Below are 21,312 nucleotides of genomic sequence, written 5' to 3' on the forward strand. Positions count from 1 at the left end.
CTCGCTCCCACAGGGATTTTGTAAATCAGGCGATGACCGGGACATGAGCCCAATCGAGCTGCGCCGCCGGCACCGGCCGCCCGAACCAGTAACCCTGCCCCAGATCACATCCCTGCTCGAGCAGGAAAGCAGCCTGCTCGACCTGCTCGATCCCCTCGGCATGCACCTGCATGCCCATGCTCTGGGCCAGGGCAATGATCACCCGCGAAATCGCTGCATCATCTTCATCCCACGGCAACCCGGCGACGAAGCCCTGGTCGATTTTCAACTTTTGCACCGGCAGACGCTTGAGCCGCAGCAGCGATGAATAACCGGTGCCAAAGTCGTCGATGGCCAGGCGTACACCCAGCTCGCGCAGGCGATGCATCTGCTCCAGCGCGACTTCCGGGTCTTCCATCACCGCGCTTTCAGTGACTTCCAGCTCCAAAAACGCCGGTTCCAGCCCGGTTTCGCGCAGGACTTGCGCCACTTGCTGGTACAGCTCACGACGGGCGAACAGGCGCGAAGATACGTTGACCGCGACGAACGACAACACCACCCCGCCCTGCTGCCACTGACACATCTGCCGGCACGCCTGCGCCATGACCCAGGCATCGATTTCAGCAATCAGACCGGTTCGTTCGGCGACCGGAATGAATTCCGCCGGCGACACCAGGCCCCGCTGCGGGTGCTGCCAACGCACCAGCGCCTCGACGCCAATCAAGCGACGGGTCTTGAGGTCGTGAACCGGCTGGTAATGGACCCGCAGCTCCTGCTGGTCCAGGGCGCGGCGCAATTCGAAAGCGATCTCGACCCGCTGCTGGGCGTGGGCCGTCAGCTCTTCGGTGTACAGGGCATAATCATTGCGCCCCGTGCTTTTGGCCTTGAACAGTGCAGAGTCGGCATTACGCAGCAGTTGCTCGACACTCAAGGCATCGCTGGGGAACAGGCTGATGCCGATGCTGGTGTTGATGGACAGCTGGTGCCCATCAATAAGGAACGGCTCTTTAAGGCCATCGATGATCCGCTGGGCCAACGCAGCGGCCTGAACCAGTTGCGGACAACTATCGGCAAGCACGGCGAATTCATCTCCGCCCAGCCTGGCCAGGGTGATGCCCGGACCGAACATGGCGCCCAGGCGCTCTGCCACAGCCTTGAGCAACTGGTCGCCAATGGTGTGCCCGAGGCTGTCGTTGATCATCTTGAAGTGATCGAGGTCGATCATCAGCAGCGCGCAGCCACGCTTGTGGACCTGTGCCGAGGCCAGGGCCTGTTCGGCGCGGTCGGTGAACAGCAGGCGGTTCGGCAGGTCGGTCAGCGGATCGTGGTGCGCCAGGTGCATCAGCTCGTGTTCGGAGTTCTTGATTGCACTGATGTCGGAAAACACCGCCACATATTGGCTCGGCCGGCCGAAATCGTCGTGGATCAGGCGGATCGTTTGCCATTGCGGGTAAATCTCGCCGCTTTTGCGCCGGTTCCAGATTTCTCCACTCCACTCCCCGACAGTGGCGAGCGCGGCAAACATCACCTGATAGAACTCAGGGGAATGTCGTCCGGACTTGAACAGATTGGGCCGCTGCCCCAGCACGTCCTCACAACCGTAACCGGTGATTTCCATGAACGCCCGGTTCACATGGACGATCACGCCTTCCCGATTGGTGACCAGCACGCCTTCGCGGGTGCAGTCGAACACGGCCGCCGCCTGGCGCAAGCGCGTGCGGTCGGCATCACGTTCACGCAGCTTGGCGCCGATCCCCAGACATCGCAGCAACCGCGCCCGGGCAATGAAGATCAACCCGGCGCTGAACAGTACCCAGACATAACCGTTGATCAGTTGCCATCGCAGCCGCTCGGCAGAGCTATCGAAGAAACTGTTTAATAAATAGCCACTCATCTGCAGCCAAACCACAGAAAGCAACAGATAGAGCAGCGCTGCACGCAAGGCATCGCGATAGGTGGCAGGCATCCGGCAATCCATGTCCCTACAAAAAGATTGGAATTATAGTTGAAAGACACATCCAGCCACTCTTATCTGAAAGGGCGACTGGTTTTCTGTGTGGGCTTAGTGATAATGCAACGGCTGTTTTTTCTTTATCGAGGGCCCTACAGCCTATGTGGTACGAAGGTTTTCTTGGCTTGTCGCCCTGGTCGCTGGTAGCAGTCACCCTGCTGATGACCCACGTCACGATCATTGCCGTCACGGTCTATCTGCATCGTTACTCGGCCCATCGCTCCCTGGAGCTCAATGGGGGCCTTAAACATTTCTTCCGTTTCTGGCTGTGGCTGACCACGGCGCAGAACACCCGCGAGTGGACCGCCATCCACCGCAAGCATCACGCCAAATGCGAAACCGTCGATGATCCGCACAGCCCGGTCATCAAGGGTTTGTCCACGGTGCTGCGCAAAGGCGCCGAGCTGTACCGCGCCGAAGCGGAAAACCCCGAGACGCTGCGCATCTACGGCAAGAACTGCCCCGAAGACTGGATCGAGCGCAATCTCTACAGCCGCTTCCCGCTGCTGGGCATCGCAATCATGGGCGTTATCGACCTGCTGCTGTTCGGCACCATCGGCATCACCATCTGGGCCATCCAGATGATGTGGATCCCGGTATGGGCCGCCGGCGTGGTCAATGGCCTGGGCCATGCCATTGGCTACCGCAACTTCGAATGCCGCGATGCGGCGACCAACCTGGTGCCTTGGGGCATCCTCATTGGCGGTGAAGAACTGCATAACAACCATCACACCTACCCTAACTCGGCAAAACTGTCGGTGAAAAAGTGGGAATTCGACCTGGGCTGGGCGTGGATTCAAGTCTTCAGCTTCCTGCGCCTGGCCAAGGTCCAGCGGGTTGCGCCGATTGCCCATCGCGTCGAAGGCAAGGGCAACCTGGACATGGACACCGCCATGGCGATCCTCAACAACCGCTTCCAGATCATGGCCCAGTACCGCAAATTGGTAATCGGCCCGCTGGTCAAGCAAGAGCTGGAAAAGGTCGATCACTCGGTACGCCACCAGTTCCACCGGGCCAAACGCCTGCTCTCGCGGGAGACCAGCCTGCTGGATGACAAGCACCATGTACGCATCCAGAGCATGCTCGAGCACAGTCAGGCGCTGAAGGTAATTTACGAGAAACGCCTGGCCCTGCAGCAGATCTGGGTCAAGACCAGCTCAAATGGTCACGACATGCTGGCGGCCATCAAGGACTGGGTACACGAAGCCGAAGCCAGCGGGATTCAGTCACTGCGCGACTTCGCCGGTCAATTGAAGACCTACTCCCTGCGTCCTGCTGCTGTCTGATTGCAGCGCGCAGCCGCAAAACCTGTGGGAGCGAGCCGGCTCCGGGCGGCGTGTCAGTCAATATTGATTTGACTGGCACCCCCTTTTCGCGAGCAGGCTCGCTCCCACATTGTTTTTTTGCCGCAAGAACGCATCGCCAGTACCGCCCGGCGGAAGCCGGCTTCCTCGCCACAAAAGGCGGGAACTTCACCCGAAAAGCCCTATCTCAAAGACACTTCGCTATCCCCCGGCGGGCTTGGTGTTGGCCGCTATCTAATACGCGGAATGCCCTTTGAGATTTGTGTCGATGGCCCAAAAGAACCTGCAAGACTCATCTCCGTCACATGGGCCCGAGGCTGCGCAGACCCTGATTGCGCTGATGCACGCCCAAGGCGAAGTCGCACGCCTGAGCGAACGCGAACAGTTGCTCAACACCTTGCTGATGAGCGTCAACGCGGTGCTATGGGCATTCGACTGGGAAACCCGTCAGATGCTTTACGTCAGCCCCGCCTACGAACGGATCTTTGGCCGTTCGGCCGATCGGCTGCTGGCCGACTGCAACCAATGGCGCGACTGCATTTACCCTGACGACCTGGACTACGCCGAACGCAGCCTGGCCGAAGTGCTGGACAAGGGCGCTGTCGAAGACCGCGAGTATCGAATCATTGCCGCCGACGGGCAGGTGCGCTGGCTCAGCGACAAATGCTACGTCAACCGCCAGGCCGAGCCGGGGCAACCGGTGATCATCGTCGGCATCGCCGAGGACATCACCGACAAGAAGCGAATGGAACGCGAGCTGCAGCGCCTGGCCACCACCGACGCGCTGACCCAGAGCAGCAACCGCCGGCATTTCTTCGAATGCGCCCACCGCGAGTTCGCACACGCCCGGCAACGGGGCGAGCCGCTGTCGTTCCTGATGCTGGACATCGATGACTTCAAAATCATCAACGACACCTATGGTCACCAGGAAGGCGACAACGTGTTGCAACGCATCGCCGATAGCGGCCGCGCAGCGTTGCGCCGTGGCGACCTGTTCGGTCGCATTGGCGGTGAGGAGTTCGCAGCAGTGTTTCCCGGCTGTACGCCGAAGATGGCCCTGCAAGTGGCGGAACGCTTGCAACAGCAGATTCAGCGATTGCGTTTCACCCATGAAGGCCAGACGTTCGGCATCACCGTCAGCCAGGGCCTGACCAGCCTGACCGCCGCGGACGAAAACGTGGAGAACCTGTTTTCCCGTGCGGATGCCGCGATGTACCAGGCCAAGCGTGAGGGCAAGAACCGGATTATTACCGCCTGAGCGGCCATCGCAAAACCCTGTGGGAGCGAGCTTGCTCGCGAAAAACCTGAGGCACGAGAGTGATTCAGATTTTACGCGTCATCGTTTACCTCCATCGCGAGCAATCGAGCGTCGACCGGCTGCTCCTACTTGCGCAAACGTATCAACTCCGGCAAGCCAATCTTGAGCAACCGCGCCGTCCGGCTCTTCGCCAGCTCCTCGATGCCCTCATGCTCGGTCAGGCGCGCCATCTGCGCCGCCATGTTCATCACCAGCGCCTCGCGGGAGTAAACCCCGCCACCGAGCTGGTAGGCCGCCGCGATCAGCTCCCGCAACTCCAGTGGCAGGCGCCAGCGCGTGCGCAGGGCCGAACCATAGGCCGCGCCAAATTCAACCAGCGCTTCGCCCACTTCCTCCTGCTCGTCCAGCTCGCCACCGGCCTGTTTCCACTCCTGCAAACAGCGCAGCAACGCCAGATCGCCGAGGCGATGCAACATGCCGGCGCAATAGCAACGCTCCTGATCCAGATCAAGCAGACGCGCCAAGGTTCGCGCGTATTCGGCGGTGTGCAATGACAGGTTCCAGTTACGCTCGGCATAGTCGGCCAATTGCGGGTCACTGAGCCGGGCACTGCGCTTGAGCGCCAGGCCGAGAATCAGATTCATGCTCTGCCCGGTGCCCAGGCGATGCAGCGCCTGGGACAGGGTCTGCACACCGGCGCCGTGGTGCTGGGCCGCACTGTTGGCAGCGGCGATCAGCACGGCCGTGACCTGCGGATCGGTGCGGATTTCGTCTTCCAGCACCGTCAGGTCGAGGCCATTGGGATTGAGGCTGCGCTTGACCGCTACTTGCACGTCGGTCATCAGCGGCGCGCCGTCGGCCAATTCCCGTCGACGCTCCAGAAACACCGACAGAGTCATGCCCGGCGCCAGCGACGGCACTTCGCACGAGACTTCTTCGCCAGCGTTCAGCAGCAACCCCTGTAACCGCTGGGTCAGGCTTTCCATATTCAGGGGCTTGGTCAGGTACGCGGCCGGCACCAGCGGCAAGGCCTCGCGCACGCTGGCACTGTCGTTGCGACTGCTCATCAGAATGAACGGCATGGGCGGATTGCGTTTGCGCTGACGGACGTTGCGCAGGACATTCAGGCCATCGACGCCCGGCAACTCCCAGTCGGCGATGACCAGATCATAGGGGTTGGCAGCCAATAGCTCCAGCGCTTGCTGGCCATCGGCGCACAAATCCAGCCGCGCATCGCAGCGTACGTTCAACAACACTTCCTTGAGCAAATCCCGGGACCAGGGGTCGGCCTCGGCAATCAGGACTCTTGGAACGGCGGGTAAAATGACAGTTGTCATACAGCTCTCCCTGGCAATGCAGGAACCTTAGCCAATGCTGGCCATTCGATACAGCGCTAATGCGCGGGATGTGTTTCAAGGGGCATGAAAAAACCCGCCGAGGCGGGTTTTTTGTGGATCAGGTCACACCAGGGATCAGAGCTCGGAGAAGCACTCTTCGATGATCGCCAGGCCTTTGTCCAGTTGCTCGTCCGGCGAGGTCAGCGGTACCAGGACGCGCAGAACGTTGCCGTAGGTGCCGCAGGACAGCAGGATCAGACCCTTGTCGCGAGCCTTGGCCACAACGGACGCCACGGCTGCGGCGTTCGGCTTGTGGCTGTCGCCGTTTTCGAACAGCTCGACCGCGATCATCGCGCCCAGGGCACGCACTTCACCGATCACCGGGTACTTGGCCTGGATGGCCTTCAGGCCGGTAACCAGACGCTCGCCAACAGCCTTGCAACGATCCAGCAGGTGTTCTTCTTCGAACACTTCCATCACGGCCAGGGCCGCGGCGCAAGCGATCGGGCTACCGGCGTAGGTGCCGCCCAGGCCACCTGGAGCGATGGCATCCATGTATTCGGCCTTGCCGCACACACCGGCCAGCGGGAAGCCGCCAGCGATGGATTTGGCGAAGGTGGTCAGGTCGGCGGCAACGCCCATCTGTTCCATGGCGAAGAAAGTGCCGGTACGGCCAGCGCCAGTCTGTACTTCGTCAGCGATCAGCAGGATGCCGTGCTGGTCGCACAGGGCACGCAGTCGCTTCATGAATTCTTTAGGCGCGACGTAGAAACCGCCTTCGCCCTGAACCGGCTCGATGATGATCGCGGCGATGTCTTTCGGCTCGGCGTCGTTCTTGAAGATGCGTTCGATGGAAGCGATCGAATCGTCGATGCTGACGCCGTGCAGTTCGTTCGGGTACAGCGCGCGGAAGATGCCGCCTGGCATCAGGCCCATGCCGGCCGAGTAAGGCACGACTTTACCGGTCAGGCCCAGGGTCATCATGGTGCGACCGTGGTACGCGCCGGTGAAGGCGATCACGCCGGCACGGCCAGTGGCGGCACGGGCGATCTTGATGGAGTTTTCCACGGCTTCGGAGCCGGTGGTCACCAGCAGGGTTTTCTTGTCGAAATCACCTGGGACCTTGGCGTTGATTTTTTCGCACACTTCCACATACGGCTCGTAGGCCAGCACCTGGAAGCAAGTGTGGGTCAGCTTGTTCAGTTGCTCGGTCACGGCGGCGATGACTTTCGGGTGCACGTGGCCGGTGTTCAGCACGGCGATACCGCCGGCGAAGTCGATGAACTCACGACCTTCAACGTCGGTTACGGTCGCGTTCTTCGCGGAGTCGGCGAAGATCGGGTGAATCTGGCCAACACCACGTGGTACAGCAGCGGTACGGCGGGCCATCAAAGAAGCGTTAGTCTTGCTCATACATTCCTCATTCACCGCTCATCGGGCGGCGTGGTTCAAGGATAAAGCGACGGGGAGCAACGGCGGCAGCATGCGATGATCGACTGCCACGGCGTTCCCGGTCACCGAGAAAATTCCGGTTTGAAGCGGCGCAAAGGGACAGCGCTCTCGTGCCCTTTGCGCTTGAAGCAATGCCGTGCCGGGCTTAGATGCCCAGGCAGAGGTATTTGATTTCCAGGTAGTCTTCGATGCCGTACTTGGAGCCTTCACGGCCCAGGCCCGAGGCCTTGATGCCGCCGAACGGCGCGACTTCGTTGGAGATCAACCCGGTATTGACGCCGACCATGCCGTATTCCAGGGCTTCAGCCACACGGAATACACGGCCCAGGTCACGAGCATAGAAGTACGAGGCCAGACCGAACTCGGTGTCGTTGGACATCGCGATCACATCGGCTTCGTCTTTGAAGCGGAACAGCGGAGCCAGTGGGCCGAAGGTTTCTTCCTTGGCCACGGCAGCGTTGTTCGGCACATTGGTCAGGATGGTCGGCTCGAAGAAGTTGCCTTCCATCGGCTTGCCACCGGACAACACGGTGGCGCCTTTGGAAATCGCATCAGCGATGTGCTCTTGCACCTTGGCCACGGCTTTTTCGTCGATCAGCGGGCCAGTGGTGGTGCCGACTTCCAGGCCGTTGCCGATCTTGAGCTTGGCCACAGCCACTTTCAGCTTCTCGGCGAACGCGTCATAGACCGAATCCTGAATGTACAGGCGGTTGGCGCAGACGCAGGTCTGGCCGTTGTTGCGATACTTGGAAATGATCGCGCCTTCGACGGCCTTATCCAGGTCCGCGTCGTCGAACACGATGAACGGCGCGTTGCCGCCCAGTTCCAGGGAGACTTTCTTGATGTCCTTGGCGCATTCCGACATCAGTTGACGACCGATTTCGGTCGAACCGGTGAAGGACAGCTTACGTACGATCGGGTTGCTGGTCAGCTCGCTGCCGATGTCGCCGGCACTGCCGGACACAACGCTGAACACGCCAGCCGGGATGCCGGCACGCTGGGCCAGTTCGGCCAGGGCGAAGGCGGAAAACGGAGTTTGCGAAGCAGGCTTGAGCACCATGGTGCAACCGGCGGCCAGGGCCGGGCCGGCTTTACGGGTGATCATCGCGGCCGGGAAGTTCCACGGGGTGATGGCAGCGGTCACGCCGATTGGCTGCTTGATCACGATCAGGCGCTTGTCTGGCTGGTGGCCCGGAATCACGTCACCGTAGATGCGCTTGGCTTCTTCGGCGAACCACTCGATGAAGGACGCGGCGTAAACGATTTCGCCCTTGGCTTCGGCCAATGGCTTGCCTTGCTCCAGAGTCATCAGGCGAGCCAGGTCGTCCTGGTTCTCGATGATCAGCTCGAACCAGCGACGCAGCTTGGTCGCACGTTCTTTGGCGGTCAGTGCACGCCAGGCCGGCAGCGCTTTGTCAGCGGCTTCGATCGCACGGCGGGTTTCGGCAGCGCCCATTTTCGGCACGGTGCCCAGAATTTCGCCCGTTGCCGGGTTGTTGACCTTGATCGTCTGACCATTGTCCGCATCAACCCACGCGCCATCGATGAAGGCTTGCTGGCGGAACAACTGGGTGTCTTTAAGCTGCATGTCGGCTTTCCTTAACAGCACCGCAACGAATGCGGAGCAAATTATGATTGTAGAAAGGCGCCTCGATAGGCTGCCGTCAGGGAAATCATTCACCGGGCTGAAGCACATAAAAAGCGCACTGATTCAAATCGTGCGGTTCAGCACCCAGACAAGAGCGTTTGAAATCTCAAACGAATCCTAGGATCAAAGGGGGTAAAGGACAATAGCCTGTTCGAAAAAAAGAACGAAAACGACGCTTTTGCCTATTTTTTCTGATCAACGTAGCAAACGCGCGTTACAGCTTTGAAAAAACGCAGGCGATTCAGCAGCATGGACGCCCGCAGTGCATATGCGTATCATGGCGCCCGCTGCACCAGTAGCTCAGCTGGATAGAGTACTGCCCTCCGAAGGCAGGGGTCGTGGGTTCGAATCCCGCCTGGTGCACCATACCTTGTAACGAGAAAGCCTCAGGCCTTATGGGTCTGGGGCTTTTTTGTGGGTGTCGTTTTCATGAATTTCACACCTCCCCGTTCAGCCGTTGCTGAATCGCCTTACCTCGATGTATTCGATCTATCCAATCCCAATCCAAAGTTTCCTTGGCCTTATCTTCTTGAGTTTGATTAAAATGATGGCACATTGCCTCAAATCACAATGGACTGTCCCTTTCGGGATTTCTTACGCTCATAGAGATATTAGAAATGATGATGTTAAAACGCTGCCTGGTACTTTCGATTGCTGCCGTTCTTGCTGGTTGCCAAACCAGCGGTGAGGAGTATCAGGCAGATGTGTTCGACGCCAGTCAGGTCAACACTCAGCAGGAAGCTAAAACCGTCAAAATCCTTACGATCTCGCCGAGCAAGATCAAAGTCAGCAACGAAAAGAACAAAAAAGCAGCCATGATGGCGGGCGGGGTACTGGGGCTGATCGGTGGTGCCGCACTGGGCAACACTAAAAACACCGACACGGCCATTGTCGGCGGTGTAGCCGGTGGCGCTGCAGGCGCCATGGCGGGTTCGATGGTCAATGACACCACTCTGGTACCGGGCGTGCTGATTGGTTATTCGGAAAGCGGCAAGATCTACACTTCTGCCCAGGTGGGTCGCCCTTGTGAGTTCAAGGTTGGCGAAATTTCCCTGATGGTGATGACCATCTCCAACGAAACACGCATTCAGCCGAATGCGACCTGTCCAGAACCCAAGAAAAGCTAAGGGGTCGGACATGAAACATATCGTTCTGGGTTCGGTCCTCGCACTGCTCGCCATGCCGACATTGGCAGGCCAATTCGACAATCTGTATCAAATCGAACAGCAAACCAAACAGGCTGAAGCGGCCACTGAGGCCGAACGCCTGCGCCAGGCGGCAGCCGACCGGGCACGTGAGGAAGCTCGCAGCGCTGCTGATCGTCGGCAGCGGGCGGCGGCACAGCAAGCGGCGCAACAAAGGGCCCTGGAGCAGCGCAAGACACAAGAAGTTGAACATAAGCGTGTTCAAACCCGTGAAGAAGGTTTCGAAGACGAGTTGCGCGCACTGGAGCTGGAAGAGCGCCGCCTGGCACTGCAGGCCAAGCGCGCGCGCACCGCACGCGCCAACGACTACATCGATGCGGAGCTGCGTGATAGCGCGGCACGCACCGACGTGATCCAGTCTGAAGCCGACTCGGCACGCAATGTGACCTCCGGTGCCAAGTCTCTGCTGGAAGACTCCGGCAAGGCTGAAGTCAACCGTTCCGGCCGCTTGTTCGGCGAGTAATCTTCCTATCGATCGCCCCCGGACCCCGGTCCGGGGCATCCGTTATCAGAGATGAATTCATATGCTGCGTTTATGTACGCTGATTGCCGCAGGACTGCTCCTGAGCGCCTGTTCCAAAGAAGATCCCAAAGCCCAGGTTCCAGCTGTCGACCTGCACGGACGCCTGGTGGTGGATCAGGAGATGACGACCAGTCGTCAAGCCCAAGGCATCAATGGTGAATATTACAAGCGCGTCCTCACCGTTAATGGCCAGGACATGGTCTTTGCCGACTTCATCAAGCAATTTTGCTCTGACGCCAACACCCGCGACGAAACCTGCCTGAAAGCCTTTCGCATCAAGAAAATCGATGATGTCAGCGGCGCAACCAAATTTCTCCCCAATGGGCTCTGACACGGGTAAGTGCGGCTGACACTGCACATCAGGGCTGTTGCCTGGACCCACAAAAAAACCGCCGAAGCGGTTTTTTTCATTCTGTCGTCCAGTCGAACTCGTCGTACTCATCATCATCGTCCTCGTCGTCCTCGAAAAACTCCTCTTCAAGGTCGTCGTCTTCAACAACGTCTTCTTCCGGCTGATTCAGCAGAAAATCCTTGCGACTCTCGGTAATCGCTCGCCGCAGTTCCTCACCCTTTTGCGGGCAGTTGAGCATTTGGGCGATGCGGTCGATTTTTTTTGCCACGGCATCCTCCAACGCATCGGCTATGGCCTGATAGTGCGCGCTTTCGGGTCGGGATGCCAAATTCCCCGAGCGCTGCGCACTTCAGTTTATTCCTGAAAACGGTTAGCGGTGATAGCGCCGCACCACGCTGCTGTTTTTCAGCACATGGCCTTTGATTTTTTCCAGCAGCTGCGCACGGGTCAGGCCGACGGGCAAGGCGTCCGGGGCCAGGTCCAGGGCGTAGATCTGGATGATGTAGTGGTGCGCGCTGTCGCCAACGGGTGGGCAGGGGCCGATGTAGCCGGTGGTGTTTTTGCTGTTGGTACCGCCGACACCTTCGAGGCCGGGTTTGCTCCCGGCGCCGGCCGGGATCTGGTGGATGCCGGCCTTGATGCCGTAATGCACCCACTGATCGATGCCCTGGCCCTTCTGGCCGTCAGGGTCGTGCATGACGATGGCGTAGCTTTGGGTGGCTGCCGGGCCGGCGTTCCAGTTCAATGCCGGGGAAATGTTATGCCCGCCACAGCCGGCGGAATCGCTGGCGGCGGCCGACGTGAACAGACGGTCATCGGAAACCCCGGGAATGTTCAGGGTGAAACGTTCCTGGGCCTGTGCCGGGAACTGCACGCAAAGGGCGACTGCCAAGGCCGCGAGCCAAGGGTTCATTGAGGTCAATCGGGGCATACCGGAGCACCTTGTGCGTGTTGGGCCGTCGTCGGCGTGCAGACTATAGCCGGACCGTTCACGCCGTGGCAGGGGCAATTGGCTGAACCTCGCGATAAGTACCAGACTCATAAGTGAAACGTCTGTCTGGAGAGCGATCATGACTCTGCATCGCGTTGCGCGTGTCGCCAATGTGCCCGAAGACCGGGGTCTGGAAGTGCAGGTCCAGGACAGCAAGATCCTGCTGTTGCGGGCTGGTGAACAATTGCGCGCTTATCAGGCCGAATGCCCGCACGCCGGAGCCCCGCTGGCGGACGGGGCAATTTGTCATGGACGCCTGACCTGTCCGTGGCACAAGGCGCAGTTTCGAGTCGAGGATGGCGGGCTGTGTGAACCGCCAGCCCTGGACAGCCTCAAGCGCTATCCCCTCGAAGTCCGTGACGGCGACATCTGGGTCGGCGATCAGCCGATGCCAGGTGCCCACCCACCACCGGCCGACGATCCACGAACCTTCATCATTGTCGGCGCTGGCGCCGCAGGCACGGCAGCGGCAGCGTGTTTGCGCGAGAAAGGTTTCGGCGGCCGGTTGCTGTTGATCGACCGCGAAGCCGATGCCGGATACGACCGTACCGCGCTGAGCAAATACGTGATCGCCGGAGAGATGCCGATGCACGAAGTCCCACCGCTACGCGACGAGGATTTTTACCACGCGCAGCGGATCGAGCGCCTGCGAGGCGAAGTGGCAAGCCTGGACGCGCCAAACCGGACGCTGCGGCTGACTGACGGCCGATCACTGACATACGACGCCGCGCTGCTGGCCACCGGCGGCGTACCCAATTCGTTGACACTGCCCGGCGCCGATCTGCCGCAAGTGTTCGTCCTGCGTTCCAAAGCCCATGCGCAACAGATTCTGGACAGCGCCAGCGCCGGCCAGCGGGTGGTGATCATCGGCGACAGCTTCATTGCCATGGAGTCTGCCTCGTCCCTGCGCCAGCTTGGCCTGCACGTGACCGTGCTGGCCCGCCACGAAGTGCCGTTTGCCAAACAGTTCGGTGACACGGTCGGCAAGGCGATTCGCGCGCGGCATGAAGCCAATGGCGTCGTGTTTCATACCCGGGGCAATGCGGTACGGATCGAAGGGACGAACAAGGTCGAAGCCGTGCGCCTGGACAACGACCAACGCTTGGCGGCCGATCTGGTGCTGGTCGGCATCGGCGTCACGCCAGCCACTGCGGCCTTTACCGGGTTGCCGCAAGAGCAGGATCACTCGCTGCGTGTCGACGGCACAATGCGCGTGACAGACGATCTTTGGGCGGCTGGCGATATTGCAACGTTCCCGCTGAACCACCAACACCTGCGCATCGAACACTGGCGACTGGCCCAACAGCAGGCGCGGATCGCCGCAGCCAACATGCTGGGCGGTGACGAGCATTACCTCGACGTGCCGTTTTTCTGGACCTGGCATTTCGGTAAAACCTACGACTACCTCGGCCACGCCGAGGCTTGGGACGAAGTCGAGTTCAAGGGCGACCCTTACGATCCACCGTTCATAGGCCTGTACGGAAAAAACGGTGTGGTGTCGGCGGCGGTGGCCTGCGAGATGGACCGGGCCATGGCGATGCTCGCCGAGCGAATGAAACAACCGTTGCCCTGGGAAGAGGCATGGCGCCTGATCCGTGACGTTCCCTAGAGGACAGCAAAACGCCCGGCCCCTGCGCGATGCAGAGGCCGGGCGTTGCAGGGTTAGCAGTCGCCGTTATTCGGTGGCACCGGCATCTGCGAACTTGCTCATCACAAAACTGGCAAACTCTTCGACGGTCATTTTCTGGCCGTTGAAGTCCACCTGATTGTTGGCGTAACGCAAGTTGGTGACGATGTTATTGCCGTCCAGTTTTGCCAGTTGGCTGCCGACCGCCATGCTGCCGAACATGTCCGCGGTGGCGGTGGCCTGGTCGGCAATCAGCTTGGCGTCGGTCTGACCGTCGATTTGCGATTGCACGGTGAGCACATCGACCAGCATGGCTTTGGACACTTGCAGTTTGAAGTCCAGCAGAGCGATCAGCTGCCTGACCAGTTGATCAGTCGGCAGATCGATGGCTTGCGGCTTGGTCAGGTCCAGCACCATATTGGCGCGGCTCTCACCGTTGGCGGTGTTGAACGACAGGTTTTCCAGGGCCACTTGTGGTCCGGCCGCCAGCAGTTTTTCCAGGCTGGACTTGAGCAGCGCTTCTTCGGCTTCGGTCAGTTTCAGCTCCGGCGCCGGCAGGCCGGCCGCCGCCGCTTCGGCCGCCGCCCTTTCATACGGCTGCAGCTTGCTCTGGTAAACCTGCATCAACGACAGGGTGGCCGGAATGTCGAGGTTCTTCAGGCTCATGGCCAACGCACCGGAGCCAATGGTCTTGCCGTTGAGGGACACGTCGCCGACCTTGTAATCGGCACGCCCGGAGACGTTGCTGCCCTTTTCTTCAGTCAGGTTTTTCATCTCGAACTTCTTGAAGTCGAGCACCGACTGTTTGACGCCGAAGGTCGATTTGCCGCTGGCCAGTTCGACGACGTTCTCACCAGTGTAAAAACCGTAGGTACTTTTTGTCAGGTTGCTGGCCAGGGTCAGGCCGTTCAACTCAACCTGCACCGGCGCCAGGTCTTCGGAAACGGTGATCACCTTCAGGCTGTCCATGTAGCCGTTGGCCTTGACCTTTTGCGCCTTGGCGCTGGCGTCGACGTCCATGCTCAAGCCGGAGAACTTCATGCTCGACTTGTCATCCAGGGCCATTTCCAGCGGCTGCAACTCGAAGGTGCCATTGGTAGCGTTGTCATAGCCGATATTGACCACGCCGGTCAGCGGGGACTTGTCCTTGGCGGCGGCAAACCACTTTTCGGTGAACGGGGTCTTTTCCAGCTCGTAGTGACTGGTCGCCAGGACCGGCAGCCACTTGAGCGACATCAGGCGCGAGAACGGCAACGGGCCGTGTTCGATGTGATCGACAAACAGCAACTCGACCGGCGCTTCGCCGAACATTTCGCCTTCGCCCTTCAGGCGATAGTGCGCGGTGCTGCTGAATACATGACGGTCCAGCGACACCAGTTCCAGCGACGCGGTGCCGTTGGAACCGACCATCGCCGCCTGCAATTCCTTGTTGGCATCGGCAATCGAGGTGTTCAGCACACCTTCGATTTTGGTGCCGGTGAACCAGGCTCCGCCTGCGCTGATGGCACCGATTGCAACAACAATTGCGAGTAGCACGCCTGCTGATTTATTCATGTATGACCCGTTCAATGTCCGTTGTTGAAAGTGAGGTCGTCTTCCCTGAACCCATGACGGGTTGCGGCTCGACTGCGTTGAAAGTGAATAGCAGATTAGCACCGGGCGCGACGAACGGCCCAATGATTAAAGGTGAAAGAGTGTCTTGGAGGGTGTTCGCGAGGCTGGAGTTATTCGCAGTCAATGCAATTGCCATCGCGAGCAGACTCGCTCCTACAGGGGAATGCATTCCAATGTAGGAGCGAGCCTGCTCGCGATGGCGATCGAACAGCCCATATCAACTCAAGAGTATTGGACCTCTATCTCATCCAATTGATGATCGAAGCTTTTGAGCCGCGCAGTCCAGGTGTACACCAGCACTTCGAAGTCGCGGTTGATCACCGCACCGCCCGTCACCTCCGCACGCGGGTCGCAGACGTCCAGCTGATAGCGCTCGCGGGCCATGGCCGTGGCGACATCGGCCAGTTCCCGGGCATTACTGAGCCAGTGCCGACCGTCATCAGCCACCTGCCGATCCAGGGCCAGGCATTGTTTTTTCAGATTTTCGAGGCTTTTTTCCAGCGGCGTGCCGGTCAATTCGCCCATGACTTCCTGAAAGGTGCGCCCCGGTTGCCAGTAACTGCCCCAGAAATAGCGGTCGAACACCGTTTCGACACGACGCAACGCCACCTTGGTATCCCAGATCAGGACCAGGGTCTTGCCTTGTTCAAGTTGTCTTTTCTTGATGCGTTGGTTCTGGACCGAGGCCCAGGCCACTACCGCAATGGACATCACCGCAATCAGCGCGACGGCACTGTCGAGGAACACCAGAGCCTTGTCGATCTGGTGGGCCAGCATGATGCCGTAGAAATAGGCGGCCGACAGCAGCACCAATGCCACGATGGCGCACCAGAAGCCGAGAGCATAAGGGTTTTTCATTATTGGTTTCCCCCTGACCTGCGCGAGCCTTGTGCGAAGAAAGGACGCTTCGCACGGGGCGTCCCTCCAACACTTCAAAGCATAGCAACGGCCTCAGGGTTTGCCGGAGTTCGACGCTTGCGTTCGTCCGCTTTCCCATCCGCCGCCCAAGGCGAGGAATAAATCGATCTGACTGGCGGCAACCTGGGTGTTCGCGGCCGCCAGTTGCGCCGTGACGTCGATGTAGGTACGGGTGGCCTGCAGGTCCGCCAGGAACGAGGCGCGGCCGGCCTGGAAGAAGCGGTGGGTCTGGTCGGCCGCCAGTTTTGCCGATTGTTCGGCGTCCGCCAGTGCGTCGCGGCGCTGCAGCAATGCCGTGTACTGGGCCAGGCCGGTCTGGGTCTCGCGAATGGCGTTGAGCACCACCCCATCGAAATGCGCCAGGGTCGCCTGGGTCACCGCTTCGGCTTCGCGGATGCGCGCCCGGGCGCCGTTGGTCGGCACGTTCCAGGTCAGCGACGGACCGAAGCCCCAGCGGTTGGTAGACGGATCGCCCAGATCATCCAGGATACCGACTGTACCGATGGTCGCGCCGATGCTGATGTTCGGGTACAGCTCACCCGTGGCGACACCAATGCCGGCCGTCGCGGCCGCCAGCCGACGCTCGGCCTGCCGTACATCGGGACGACGCTTGAGCAACGCGGCGCCATCGCCCACCGGGATCAATTGCACGATTTTTGGCAGCTCGTCGCAGGTGGCGGTGCCGGCCGGCAGTTGGTCCACCGGCTTGGCCAGCAACATCGACAAGCGATACAGCCCGGCCTGACGAGCGGCTTCATAGCGCGGCATGTCGGCGCGCAGGGATTTGAATTGGGTCTGCGAGCGGGTGACCTGGGTTTCGTCGCCACGCCCCGCATCACGCAGACGCTGGATCAGCGTGGTGCTCTGGGCTTGCAGGTCGAGTGAATGCTGGGCGATTTCCCGCTCTTCATTGGCCGCGCACACCTGGGTGTAAGCGCGAACCACGTCGGCCACCACGGTGATGCGTGCAGTATCGGCGGCGGCCTGCGTCGCATCGGCATTGGCCTTGGCCGCTTCGATGCCGCGTTGCAAGGTGCCGAACAGGTCGAACTGGTACGACGCGCTGATGCCGATATCGCCGATGTTGGCCACCGGCACTTTTTCCGGCAGCAGGAAGGCCTGGCCGGACTCCTGCAAGCGCTGGGCGCCCATCTGCACGCCGCCGCTCCAGCCACCCGCCGCTTGCGCCTCATCGACCTGAGCACGAGACCGCGACAAACTGGCCGCCGCCACGCGCAAATCGGTGTTGGAAGCCATGGCCTGCTGCACCAACTGGTCGAGTCGCGGGTCCTTATATAGGCGCCACCAATCGGCTGGCACCGGCGCGGACACCACCGTTTTGCCGTCGACCGCCAGATCGCCCTGGAAGTCTGGACGATGGACAGCCGCTTCTTCAGGCAAATGATAATCCGGCCCGACCATCTGACACGCCGACAGCAGCAAGCCTAACCCGGCGACCGCCAAACCCGAGGCCTTGCTCATTGCGCCGGCTCCCGCTTCTGATCGTCGATGATCGATACCGTGGCGGTGCGCCCGGCGATCATGCGGAAATCTTCCGGCACATCATCGAAGGCGATCCGTACCGGAATCCGCTGGGCCAGCCGCACCCAGCTGAAGGCCGGGTTGACGTTGGGCAGCAGGTTGTTGCCGCTGGTGCGGTCGCGGTCTTCGATACCGGCGACGATGCTCTCCACATGCCCGCGCAGGCGCGCATTGTCGCCAATCACCCGGATGTCGACGCTTTGGCCGATATGGATGCCGTTCAGTTTGGTTTCTTCGAAATAGCCATCGATATGGAACGAGTTGCTGTCGACCACCGACAACACCGGACGCCCGGCGCTGACGAACTCCTGGGCCCGTGGCGCGCGGTCGTTGACGTAGCCGTCCACCGGGCTGCGGATCACCGAGCGGTCGAGATTGAGCTGCGCGCTGTCCACCGCCACTTGGGCTTCCATCAAGGCCACTTGGGCGCGGGCGACTTTCGACTGGCTTTCTTCCAATTGTTCACCCGGCACCAGATTGCCGAGCCCCTTGTTCCGCTTGGCCTCACGCTGGGCCTGGGCCAGGGTTTCTTCGCGGTCGGCGACTGCCGCTTTCGCCTGGCGCAGGGCCAGCCTGAAGCGGTCCGGATCGATGCTGAACAGCACCTGGCCGCGCTTGACCAGCTGGTTGTCGCGCACCTCCACTTGCTGGATCAGCCCTGAGACATCCGGCGCGATTTGCACAATGTCGGCACGGATGTGCCCATCGCGGGTCCAGGGCGCGAACATGTAATACATCACCATGCGCCAGACCACGACAACGGCGAAGGTCACGATCAGCAGGGTCAACACCACGCGACCCAGGGTTAGAAACGGTTTTTTCATGTCATCAGGTATCGACTGAGTGAGTCCACGGCGCCAAGCAGCAAGGCGTAGAGGGCCACGTTGAACAATGCCCGGTGCCAGACCAGACGGTAAAAGTGCAGGCGCGTCAGCACCCCGTGCACCAACAGGTACAACACATACGTAATGCCCATCAGCACCAGCAGCGTGGGCAGGAACACCCCGCTCAGATCCAGGTCACCGATCATAAAGGCGCTCCATCAATGCCATGGGGAAGCGGTTCTTCGGGCTCGGCGGCACCGACGAATTCGACGCCGGGCAAGAGTGCCAGGCGCAGGCCGCTCAGGGCGTGCAGCAGATGCCGACGGGTTTCATCATCGCCGGCACCGCTGAGGGCGCGACGCGTGCGGTCGAGGGTCATCAGCAACGGGCTCGGTGCCTGCAAGCGTTCACCGGCCTTGAGACAGGCCTTGAAGTACTCGCCAACCTCGGCCACCACCTGACGCAGCAGCGCCTGCGGCACACCAAGGACCCGGGGCGTATAGGCGAGCAGGTCCAACAGATTCAGCGCCACCCGCACTTCCCGCAGCGCCACGCCGGAGTCCTGACCGGTCATGGCCAGGCGCGGCAGATGCTGCATCAACCGATCGAGCATCCGTATACCCAGAAGCCGATGCTCGGACAACGTCGCCGGCTCGGAGAGGCTGACGATGTCACGCCAGCTGAAACGGGTCAGGCGCTTGGCCGCCAGTTCGGCACCGAACGGCCGGGCGATCAGCGTCCAGATGAACGCGAACAGCAGCCCCATGGGACCGGCCAGGTTGGAGTTGGCGAAACTGAGGAAGTCTGCGTCGTAAGCGCCCTGAATACTGATGAACGACGAAGTGTTAACCAGGGTCAGCAGCATGCCCAGGTAGAACTGCGGCTTGACCGTCAGGGTGCCGATGCAAATGAACGGCACGGCAAACGCCAGCACCAGCATCGGAAAGTCATGCAGGTTGGGCAGCACCAGAAACAGATAAAGGCTGGCGAACACCACCGACATCGCTGTCCAGAAAAAGAACCGGTAAATCTGCGGTGCCGGGTCGTCCATCGAGGCAAAGAAACTGCACGCTACCGCCGCCAGAATCACGGCGCTGCCACCATCGGTCCAGCCGAGCAGAATCCACAGCACCGAAGCGACGATAATCGCGGTGACGGTAGAGGCCGCGGAATAAAACATCAGGCCGCGATCCAGGAATGGAGACAGTCGCCCCAGCCGCCAGTGCCGATACACCGCGCGCCAGCTGTCCTGGCTTTCACACTGGATGGCATATTGCAGGCTGCGGCAGTCCTGCCACAAATCGATCCACTCGCCGAGACGATAAATGGCGTTGGAGAACAGCAGTTGCTTGCGGTCATCCAGCGCTTCGGGAGCCGGTTGCAGGGCCTCAAGTTGATCCTTCAGGGCTTGCCAGCGGTCGAGATCGGCATCCTTGTGCTCGAGCCATTCGGTGGTGGCGACCAGCAACGGCGCGAATTTGTCCACAAGCTCAGGAGTACGCCGTTCCAGGGCATAAAGCGCGTCGTCGAGGGCATCGATCACTGGCAGCAGGTGAATCATCCGTCCGCGCAATTCCTTGGTGTTGCGTACTGTCTGCGGACGCGAGCCTTCGTGGGGCAACTGGCCGATCATCAACTCCAGGGAGTTGAACGTGGCGACCATGGAAGCCCGCAACGCGCTGACCTCTTCAGGCTGCACGTTGCGGCTGAGGAAGCGCAGGCTGTAGGTCGATGCATCGGTAAACCATTTGTTCACCGAATCATTGAACACCGGCGCCAAACGCCGGGGCCAGAACATCGCACCGACCACCGCCGCCACGGCGATGCCGAGAAAGATTTCTTCGGTCCGCGCTTCAGCCACGTCCCACACCCCCAGCGGGTTGTTCACCACCGGCAGGGCAATCAACGGCAAGGTGTAGCCGGCGAGCATCAAGGCGTAGTTGTTCGCAGTGCGCAAATGCAGGGACAGAAACAGCAGCGTCCCGGTCCACAGCGCAATCACCACCACCAGTACGTAAGGACTTTGCACGAACATCGGCACGAACAGCACCGCCGCCGCAGCGCCGATAAAGGTGCCGACCGCCCGGTACAGCGCCTTGGAACTGGTAGGGCCGAGAAACGGACTGGAAACGATGTACACCGTGGCCATCGCCCAGTACGGACGCGGCATTTGCATGAGCAGGGCGATGTACAGCGCGATCATTGAAGCGGCGAAGGTGCGGACTCCATAGAACCAGTCCCGCGCCGGGGGCATGCCCGAGAAAAATCCGTTCAAGAGTTGGCCACCGATGGCGGCGTGGCCGCTTCAAATGCTCTCAATACCCGCAGCGTAGCTTCCAGGTCACTTGGGGCAATGCCTTCAAGGACTTCGTGGCGCAAGCGCACCAGCTCCACTTCGACCGCCTGCACCAGCTCCCGACCGGTTTCGGTCAGGCTCAGGCATTTGGCGCGGCGGTCCTGTGCATCTTCGGTGCGGCAGACGTAGCCACCATGGCACAGCTGGTCGAGCAGGCGCACCAGTGACGGGCTCTCCATCCCTGCTGCCTGGGCCACCGTCACCTGGCGCACCCCTTCGCCCAGACGCCCGATCATCAACAGCGGAACGGCGCAGGCTTCGGAAATTCCATAGTTGGCCAGCGTGGTCTGGCAGATTTTGCGCCAATGCCTGGCGGCCACCACCATGGCACTGCTGATGTTCATCTGGAGAACGTCGAGGTTATTCGGCAC

At 60.6% G+C, this 21,312-nt stretch carries 19 protein-coding genes and 1 tRNA gene; 7 read left to right on the forward strand and 13 right to left on the reverse strand.

Going from position 1 to position 21,312, the window contains the following annotated elements; genetic code table 11:
• Positions 1-25 precede the first annotated feature (25 nt).
• Positions 26-1,945, reverse strand: a complete 1,920-nt coding sequence (gene dibA / locus BSF44_RS20220) for a phosphodiesterase DibA (protein ID WP_095945008.1) — start codon at positions 1,943-1,945, stop codon at positions 26-28.
• Between the two features lie 146 nt (positions 1,946-2,091).
• On the opposite strand from dibA, the gene desA reads away from it, so the two are divergent.
• On the forward strand, positions 2,092-3,276 hold the full coding sequence (gene desA / locus BSF44_RS20225) for a delta-9 fatty acid desaturase DesA (RefSeq protein WP_095945009.1): 1,185 nt from the start codon (positions 2,092-2,094) through the stop codon (positions 3,274-3,276).
• Positions 3,277-3,562: 286 nt separating this feature from the next.
• Positions 3,563-4,552 carry a sensor domain-containing diguanylate cyclase gene (locus BSF44_RS20230; protein ID WP_095945010.1) on the forward strand — a complete coding sequence of 330 codons (990 nt, stop codon included), beginning with the start codon at positions 3,563-3,565 and terminating at the stop codon, positions 4,550-4,552.
• A 125-nt stretch (positions 4,553-4,677) separates the two neighbouring features.
• Here BSF44_RS20230 and BSF44_RS20235 read toward each other — a convergent pair whose 3' ends face one another.
• From BSF44_RS20235 to gabD, 3 genes are all read right to left on the reverse strand, one after another.
• The gene (locus BSF44_RS20235) at positions 4,678-5,889 is read right to left on the reverse strand and encodes a response regulator (protein WP_095945011.1); all 1,212 of its coding nucleotides are present in this window, start codon (positions 5,887-5,889) and stop codon (positions 4,678-4,680) included.
• A gap of 135 nt (positions 5,890-6,024) precedes the next feature.
• Positions 6,025-7,302, reverse strand: coding sequence for a 4-aminobutyrate--2-oxoglutarate transaminase (gene gabT, locus BSF44_RS20240; RefSeq protein ID WP_007994487.1), 1,278 nt, complete (start codon positions 7,300-7,302; stop codon positions 6,025-6,027).
• 184 nt (positions 7,303-7,486) lie between these two features.
• Positions 7,487-8,929: an NADP-dependent succinate-semialdehyde dehydrogenase gene (gene gabD / locus BSF44_RS20245; protein ID WP_095945012.1), complete on the reverse strand. Its 1,443-nt coding sequence runs from the start codon at positions 8,927-8,929 to the stop codon at positions 7,487-7,489.
• A 349-nt stretch (positions 8,930-9,278) separates the two neighbouring features.
• Here gabD and BSF44_RS20255 point away from each other — a divergent pair.
• The 4 genes from BSF44_RS20255 (at position 9,279) to BSF44_RS20270 (ending at position 11,048) form a co-directional block, all read left to right on the forward strand.
• Positions 9,279-9,355 (forward strand) — tRNA-Arg (locus BSF44_RS20255).
• Between the two features lie 251 nt (positions 9,356-9,606).
• Positions 9,607-10,116, forward strand: a complete 510-nt coding sequence (locus tag BSF44_RS20260) for a hypothetical protein (RefSeq protein WP_095945014.1) — start codon at positions 9,607-9,609, stop codon at positions 10,114-10,116.
• Positions 10,117-10,126: 10 nt separating this feature from the next.
• Complete coding sequence (locus BSF44_RS20265) at positions 10,127-10,657, forward strand: DUF5384 family protein (protein ID WP_095945015.1); 531 nt, start codon at positions 10,127-10,129, stop codon at positions 10,655-10,657.
• 61 nt (positions 10,658-10,718) lie between these two features.
• Positions 10,719-11,048 (forward strand): hypothetical protein, encoded by a 330-nt coding sequence (locus tag BSF44_RS20270; protein WP_095945016.1) that lies wholly within the window; start codon positions 10,719-10,721, stop codon positions 11,046-11,048.
• Between the two features lie 76 nt (positions 11,049-11,124).
• Here BSF44_RS20270 and BSF44_RS20275 read toward each other — a convergent pair whose 3' ends face one another.
• Positions 11,125-11,397, reverse strand: coding sequence for a hypothetical protein (locus tag BSF44_RS20275; RefSeq protein ID WP_224789021.1), 273 nt, complete (start codon positions 11,395-11,397; stop codon positions 11,125-11,127).
• Between the two features lie 42 nt (positions 11,398-11,439).
• Positions 11,440-12,000 (reverse strand): YbhB/YbcL family Raf kinase inhibitor-like protein, encoded by a 561-nt coding sequence (locus BSF44_RS20280; protein WP_095945017.1) that lies wholly within the window; start codon positions 11,998-12,000, stop codon positions 11,440-11,442.
• Positions 12,001-12,139: 139 nt separating this feature from the next.
• On the opposite strand from BSF44_RS20280, the gene BSF44_RS20285 reads away from it, so the two are divergent.
• On the forward strand, positions 12,140-13,669 hold the full coding sequence (locus BSF44_RS20285) for an apoptosis inducing factor family protein (protein WP_095945018.1): 1,530 nt from the start codon (positions 12,140-12,142) through the stop codon (positions 13,667-13,669).
• A 66-nt stretch (positions 13,670-13,735) separates the two neighbouring features.
• Here BSF44_RS20285 and BSF44_RS20290 read toward each other — a convergent pair whose 3' ends face one another.
• The 7 genes from BSF44_RS20290 to BSF44_RS20320 form a co-directional block, all read right to left on the reverse strand.
• Complete coding sequence (locus BSF44_RS20290) at positions 13,736-15,241, reverse strand: YdgA family protein (protein ID WP_095945019.1); 1,506 nt, start codon at positions 15,239-15,241, stop codon at positions 13,736-13,738.
• 282 nt (positions 15,242-15,523) lie between these two features.
• A complete protein-coding gene (locus tag BSF44_RS20295) occupies positions 15,524-16,159 on the reverse strand; it encodes an NADH:ubiquinone oxidoreductase subunit N (protein WP_095945020.1) in 636 nt (211 codons plus the stop codon).
• A 93-nt stretch (positions 16,160-16,252) separates the two neighbouring features.
• Positions 16,253-17,701, reverse strand: coding sequence for an efflux transporter outer membrane subunit (locus BSF44_RS20300; protein ID WP_095945021.1), 1,449 nt, complete (start codon positions 17,699-17,701; stop codon positions 16,253-16,255).
• Complete coding sequence (locus BSF44_RS20305) at positions 17,698-18,585, reverse strand: HlyD family secretion protein (RefSeq protein WP_095945022.1); 888 nt, start codon at positions 18,583-18,585, stop codon at positions 17,698-17,700. Before BSF44_RS20305 ends, BSF44_RS20300 begins: the two co-directional genes overlap by 4 nt.
• Positions 18,582-18,791 carry a DUF1656 domain-containing protein gene (locus BSF44_RS20310; RefSeq protein ID WP_007987399.1) on the reverse strand — a complete coding sequence of 70 codons (210 nt, stop codon included), beginning with the start codon at positions 18,789-18,791 and terminating at the stop codon, positions 18,582-18,584. The genes BSF44_RS20305 and BSF44_RS20310 overlap by 4 nt, the downstream gene beginning before the upstream one ends.
• Positions 18,788-20,860: an FUSC family protein gene (locus tag BSF44_RS20315; RefSeq protein ID WP_095945023.1), complete on the reverse strand. Its 2,073-nt coding sequence runs from the start codon at positions 20,858-20,860 to the stop codon at positions 18,788-18,790. The genes BSF44_RS20310 and BSF44_RS20315 overlap by 4 nt, the downstream gene beginning before the upstream one ends.
• Complete coding sequence (locus BSF44_RS20320) at positions 20,857-21,285, reverse strand: MarR family winged helix-turn-helix transcriptional regulator (protein WP_095945024.1); 429 nt, start codon at positions 21,283-21,285, stop codon at positions 20,857-20,859. The genes BSF44_RS20315 and BSF44_RS20320 overlap by 4 nt, the downstream gene beginning before the upstream one ends.
• Positions 21,286-21,312: the final 27 nt, after the last annotated feature.

Origin of the sequence: Pseudomonas sp. ACN8 (assembly GCF_002303925.1) — a bacterium.
Lineage (GTDB): Bacteria > Pseudomonadota > Gammaproteobacteria > Pseudomonadales > Pseudomonadaceae > Aquipseudomonas.

What these genes read in the sequence shown, in the direction of transcription:
- dibA (WP_095945008.1), bottom strand. Translation starts at nt 1,945, where the DNA reads ATGCCTGCCACCTATCGCGATGCCTTGCGTGCAGCGCTGCTCTATCTG.
- desA (WP_095945009.1), top strand. Translation starts at nt 2,092, where the DNA reads ATGTGGTACGAAGGTTTTCTTGGCTTGTCGCCCTGGTCGCTGGTAGCA.
- BSF44_RS20230 (WP_095945010.1), top strand. Translation starts at nt 3,563, where the DNA reads ATGGCCCAAAAGAACCTGCAAGACTCATCTCCGTCACATGGGCCCGAG.
- BSF44_RS20235 (WP_095945011.1), bottom strand. Translation starts at nt 5,889, where the DNA reads ATGACAACTGTCATTTTACCCGCCGTTCCAAGAGTCCTGATTGCCGAG.
- gabT (WP_007994487.1), bottom strand. Translation starts at nt 7,302, where the DNA reads ATGAGCAAGACTAACGCTTCTTTGATGGCCCGCCGTACCGCTGCTGTA.
- gabD (WP_095945012.1), bottom strand. Translation starts at nt 8,929, where the DNA reads ATGCAGCTTAAAGACACCCAGTTGTTCCGCCAGCAAGCCTTCATCGAT.
- BSF44_RS20260 (WP_095945014.1), top strand. Translation starts at nt 9,607, where the DNA reads ATGATGATGTTAAAACGCTGCCTGGTACTTTCGATTGCTGCCGTTCTT.
- BSF44_RS20265 (WP_095945015.1), top strand. Translation starts at nt 10,127, where the DNA reads ATGAAACATATCGTTCTGGGTTCGGTCCTCGCACTGCTCGCCATGCCG.
- BSF44_RS20270 (WP_095945016.1), top strand. Translation starts at nt 10,719, where the DNA reads ATGCTGCGTTTATGTACGCTGATTGCCGCAGGACTGCTCCTGAGCGCC.
- BSF44_RS20280 (WP_095945017.1), bottom strand. Translation starts at nt 12,000, where the DNA reads ATGCCCCGATTGACCTCAATGAACCCTTGGCTCGCGGCCTTGGCAGTC.
- BSF44_RS20285 (WP_095945018.1), top strand. Translation starts at nt 12,140, where the DNA reads ATGACTCTGCATCGCGTTGCGCGTGTCGCCAATGTGCCCGAAGACCGG.
- BSF44_RS20290 (WP_095945019.1), bottom strand. Translation starts at nt 15,241, where the DNA reads ATGAATAAATCAGCAGGCGTGCTACTCGCAATTGTTGTTGCAATCGGT.
- BSF44_RS20295 (WP_095945020.1), bottom strand. Translation starts at nt 16,159, where the DNA reads ATGAAAAACCCTTATGCTCTCGGCTTCTGGTGCGCCATCGTGGCATTG.
- BSF44_RS20300 (WP_095945021.1), bottom strand. Translation starts at nt 17,701, where the DNA reads ATGAGCAAGGCCTCGGGTTTGGCGGTCGCCGGGTTAGGCTTGCTGCTG.
- BSF44_RS20305 (WP_095945022.1), bottom strand. Translation starts at nt 18,585, where the DNA reads ATGAAAAAACCGTTTCTAACCCTGGGTCGCGTGGTGTTGACCCTGCTG.
- BSF44_RS20310 (WP_007987399.1), bottom strand. Translation starts at nt 18,791, where the DNA reads ATGATCGGTGACCTGGATCTGAGCGGGGTGTTCCTGCCCACGCTGCTG.
- BSF44_RS20320 (WP_095945024.1), bottom strand. Translation starts at nt 21,285, where the DNA reads ATGAACATCAGCAGTGCCATGGTGGTGGCCGCCAGGCATTGGCGCAAA.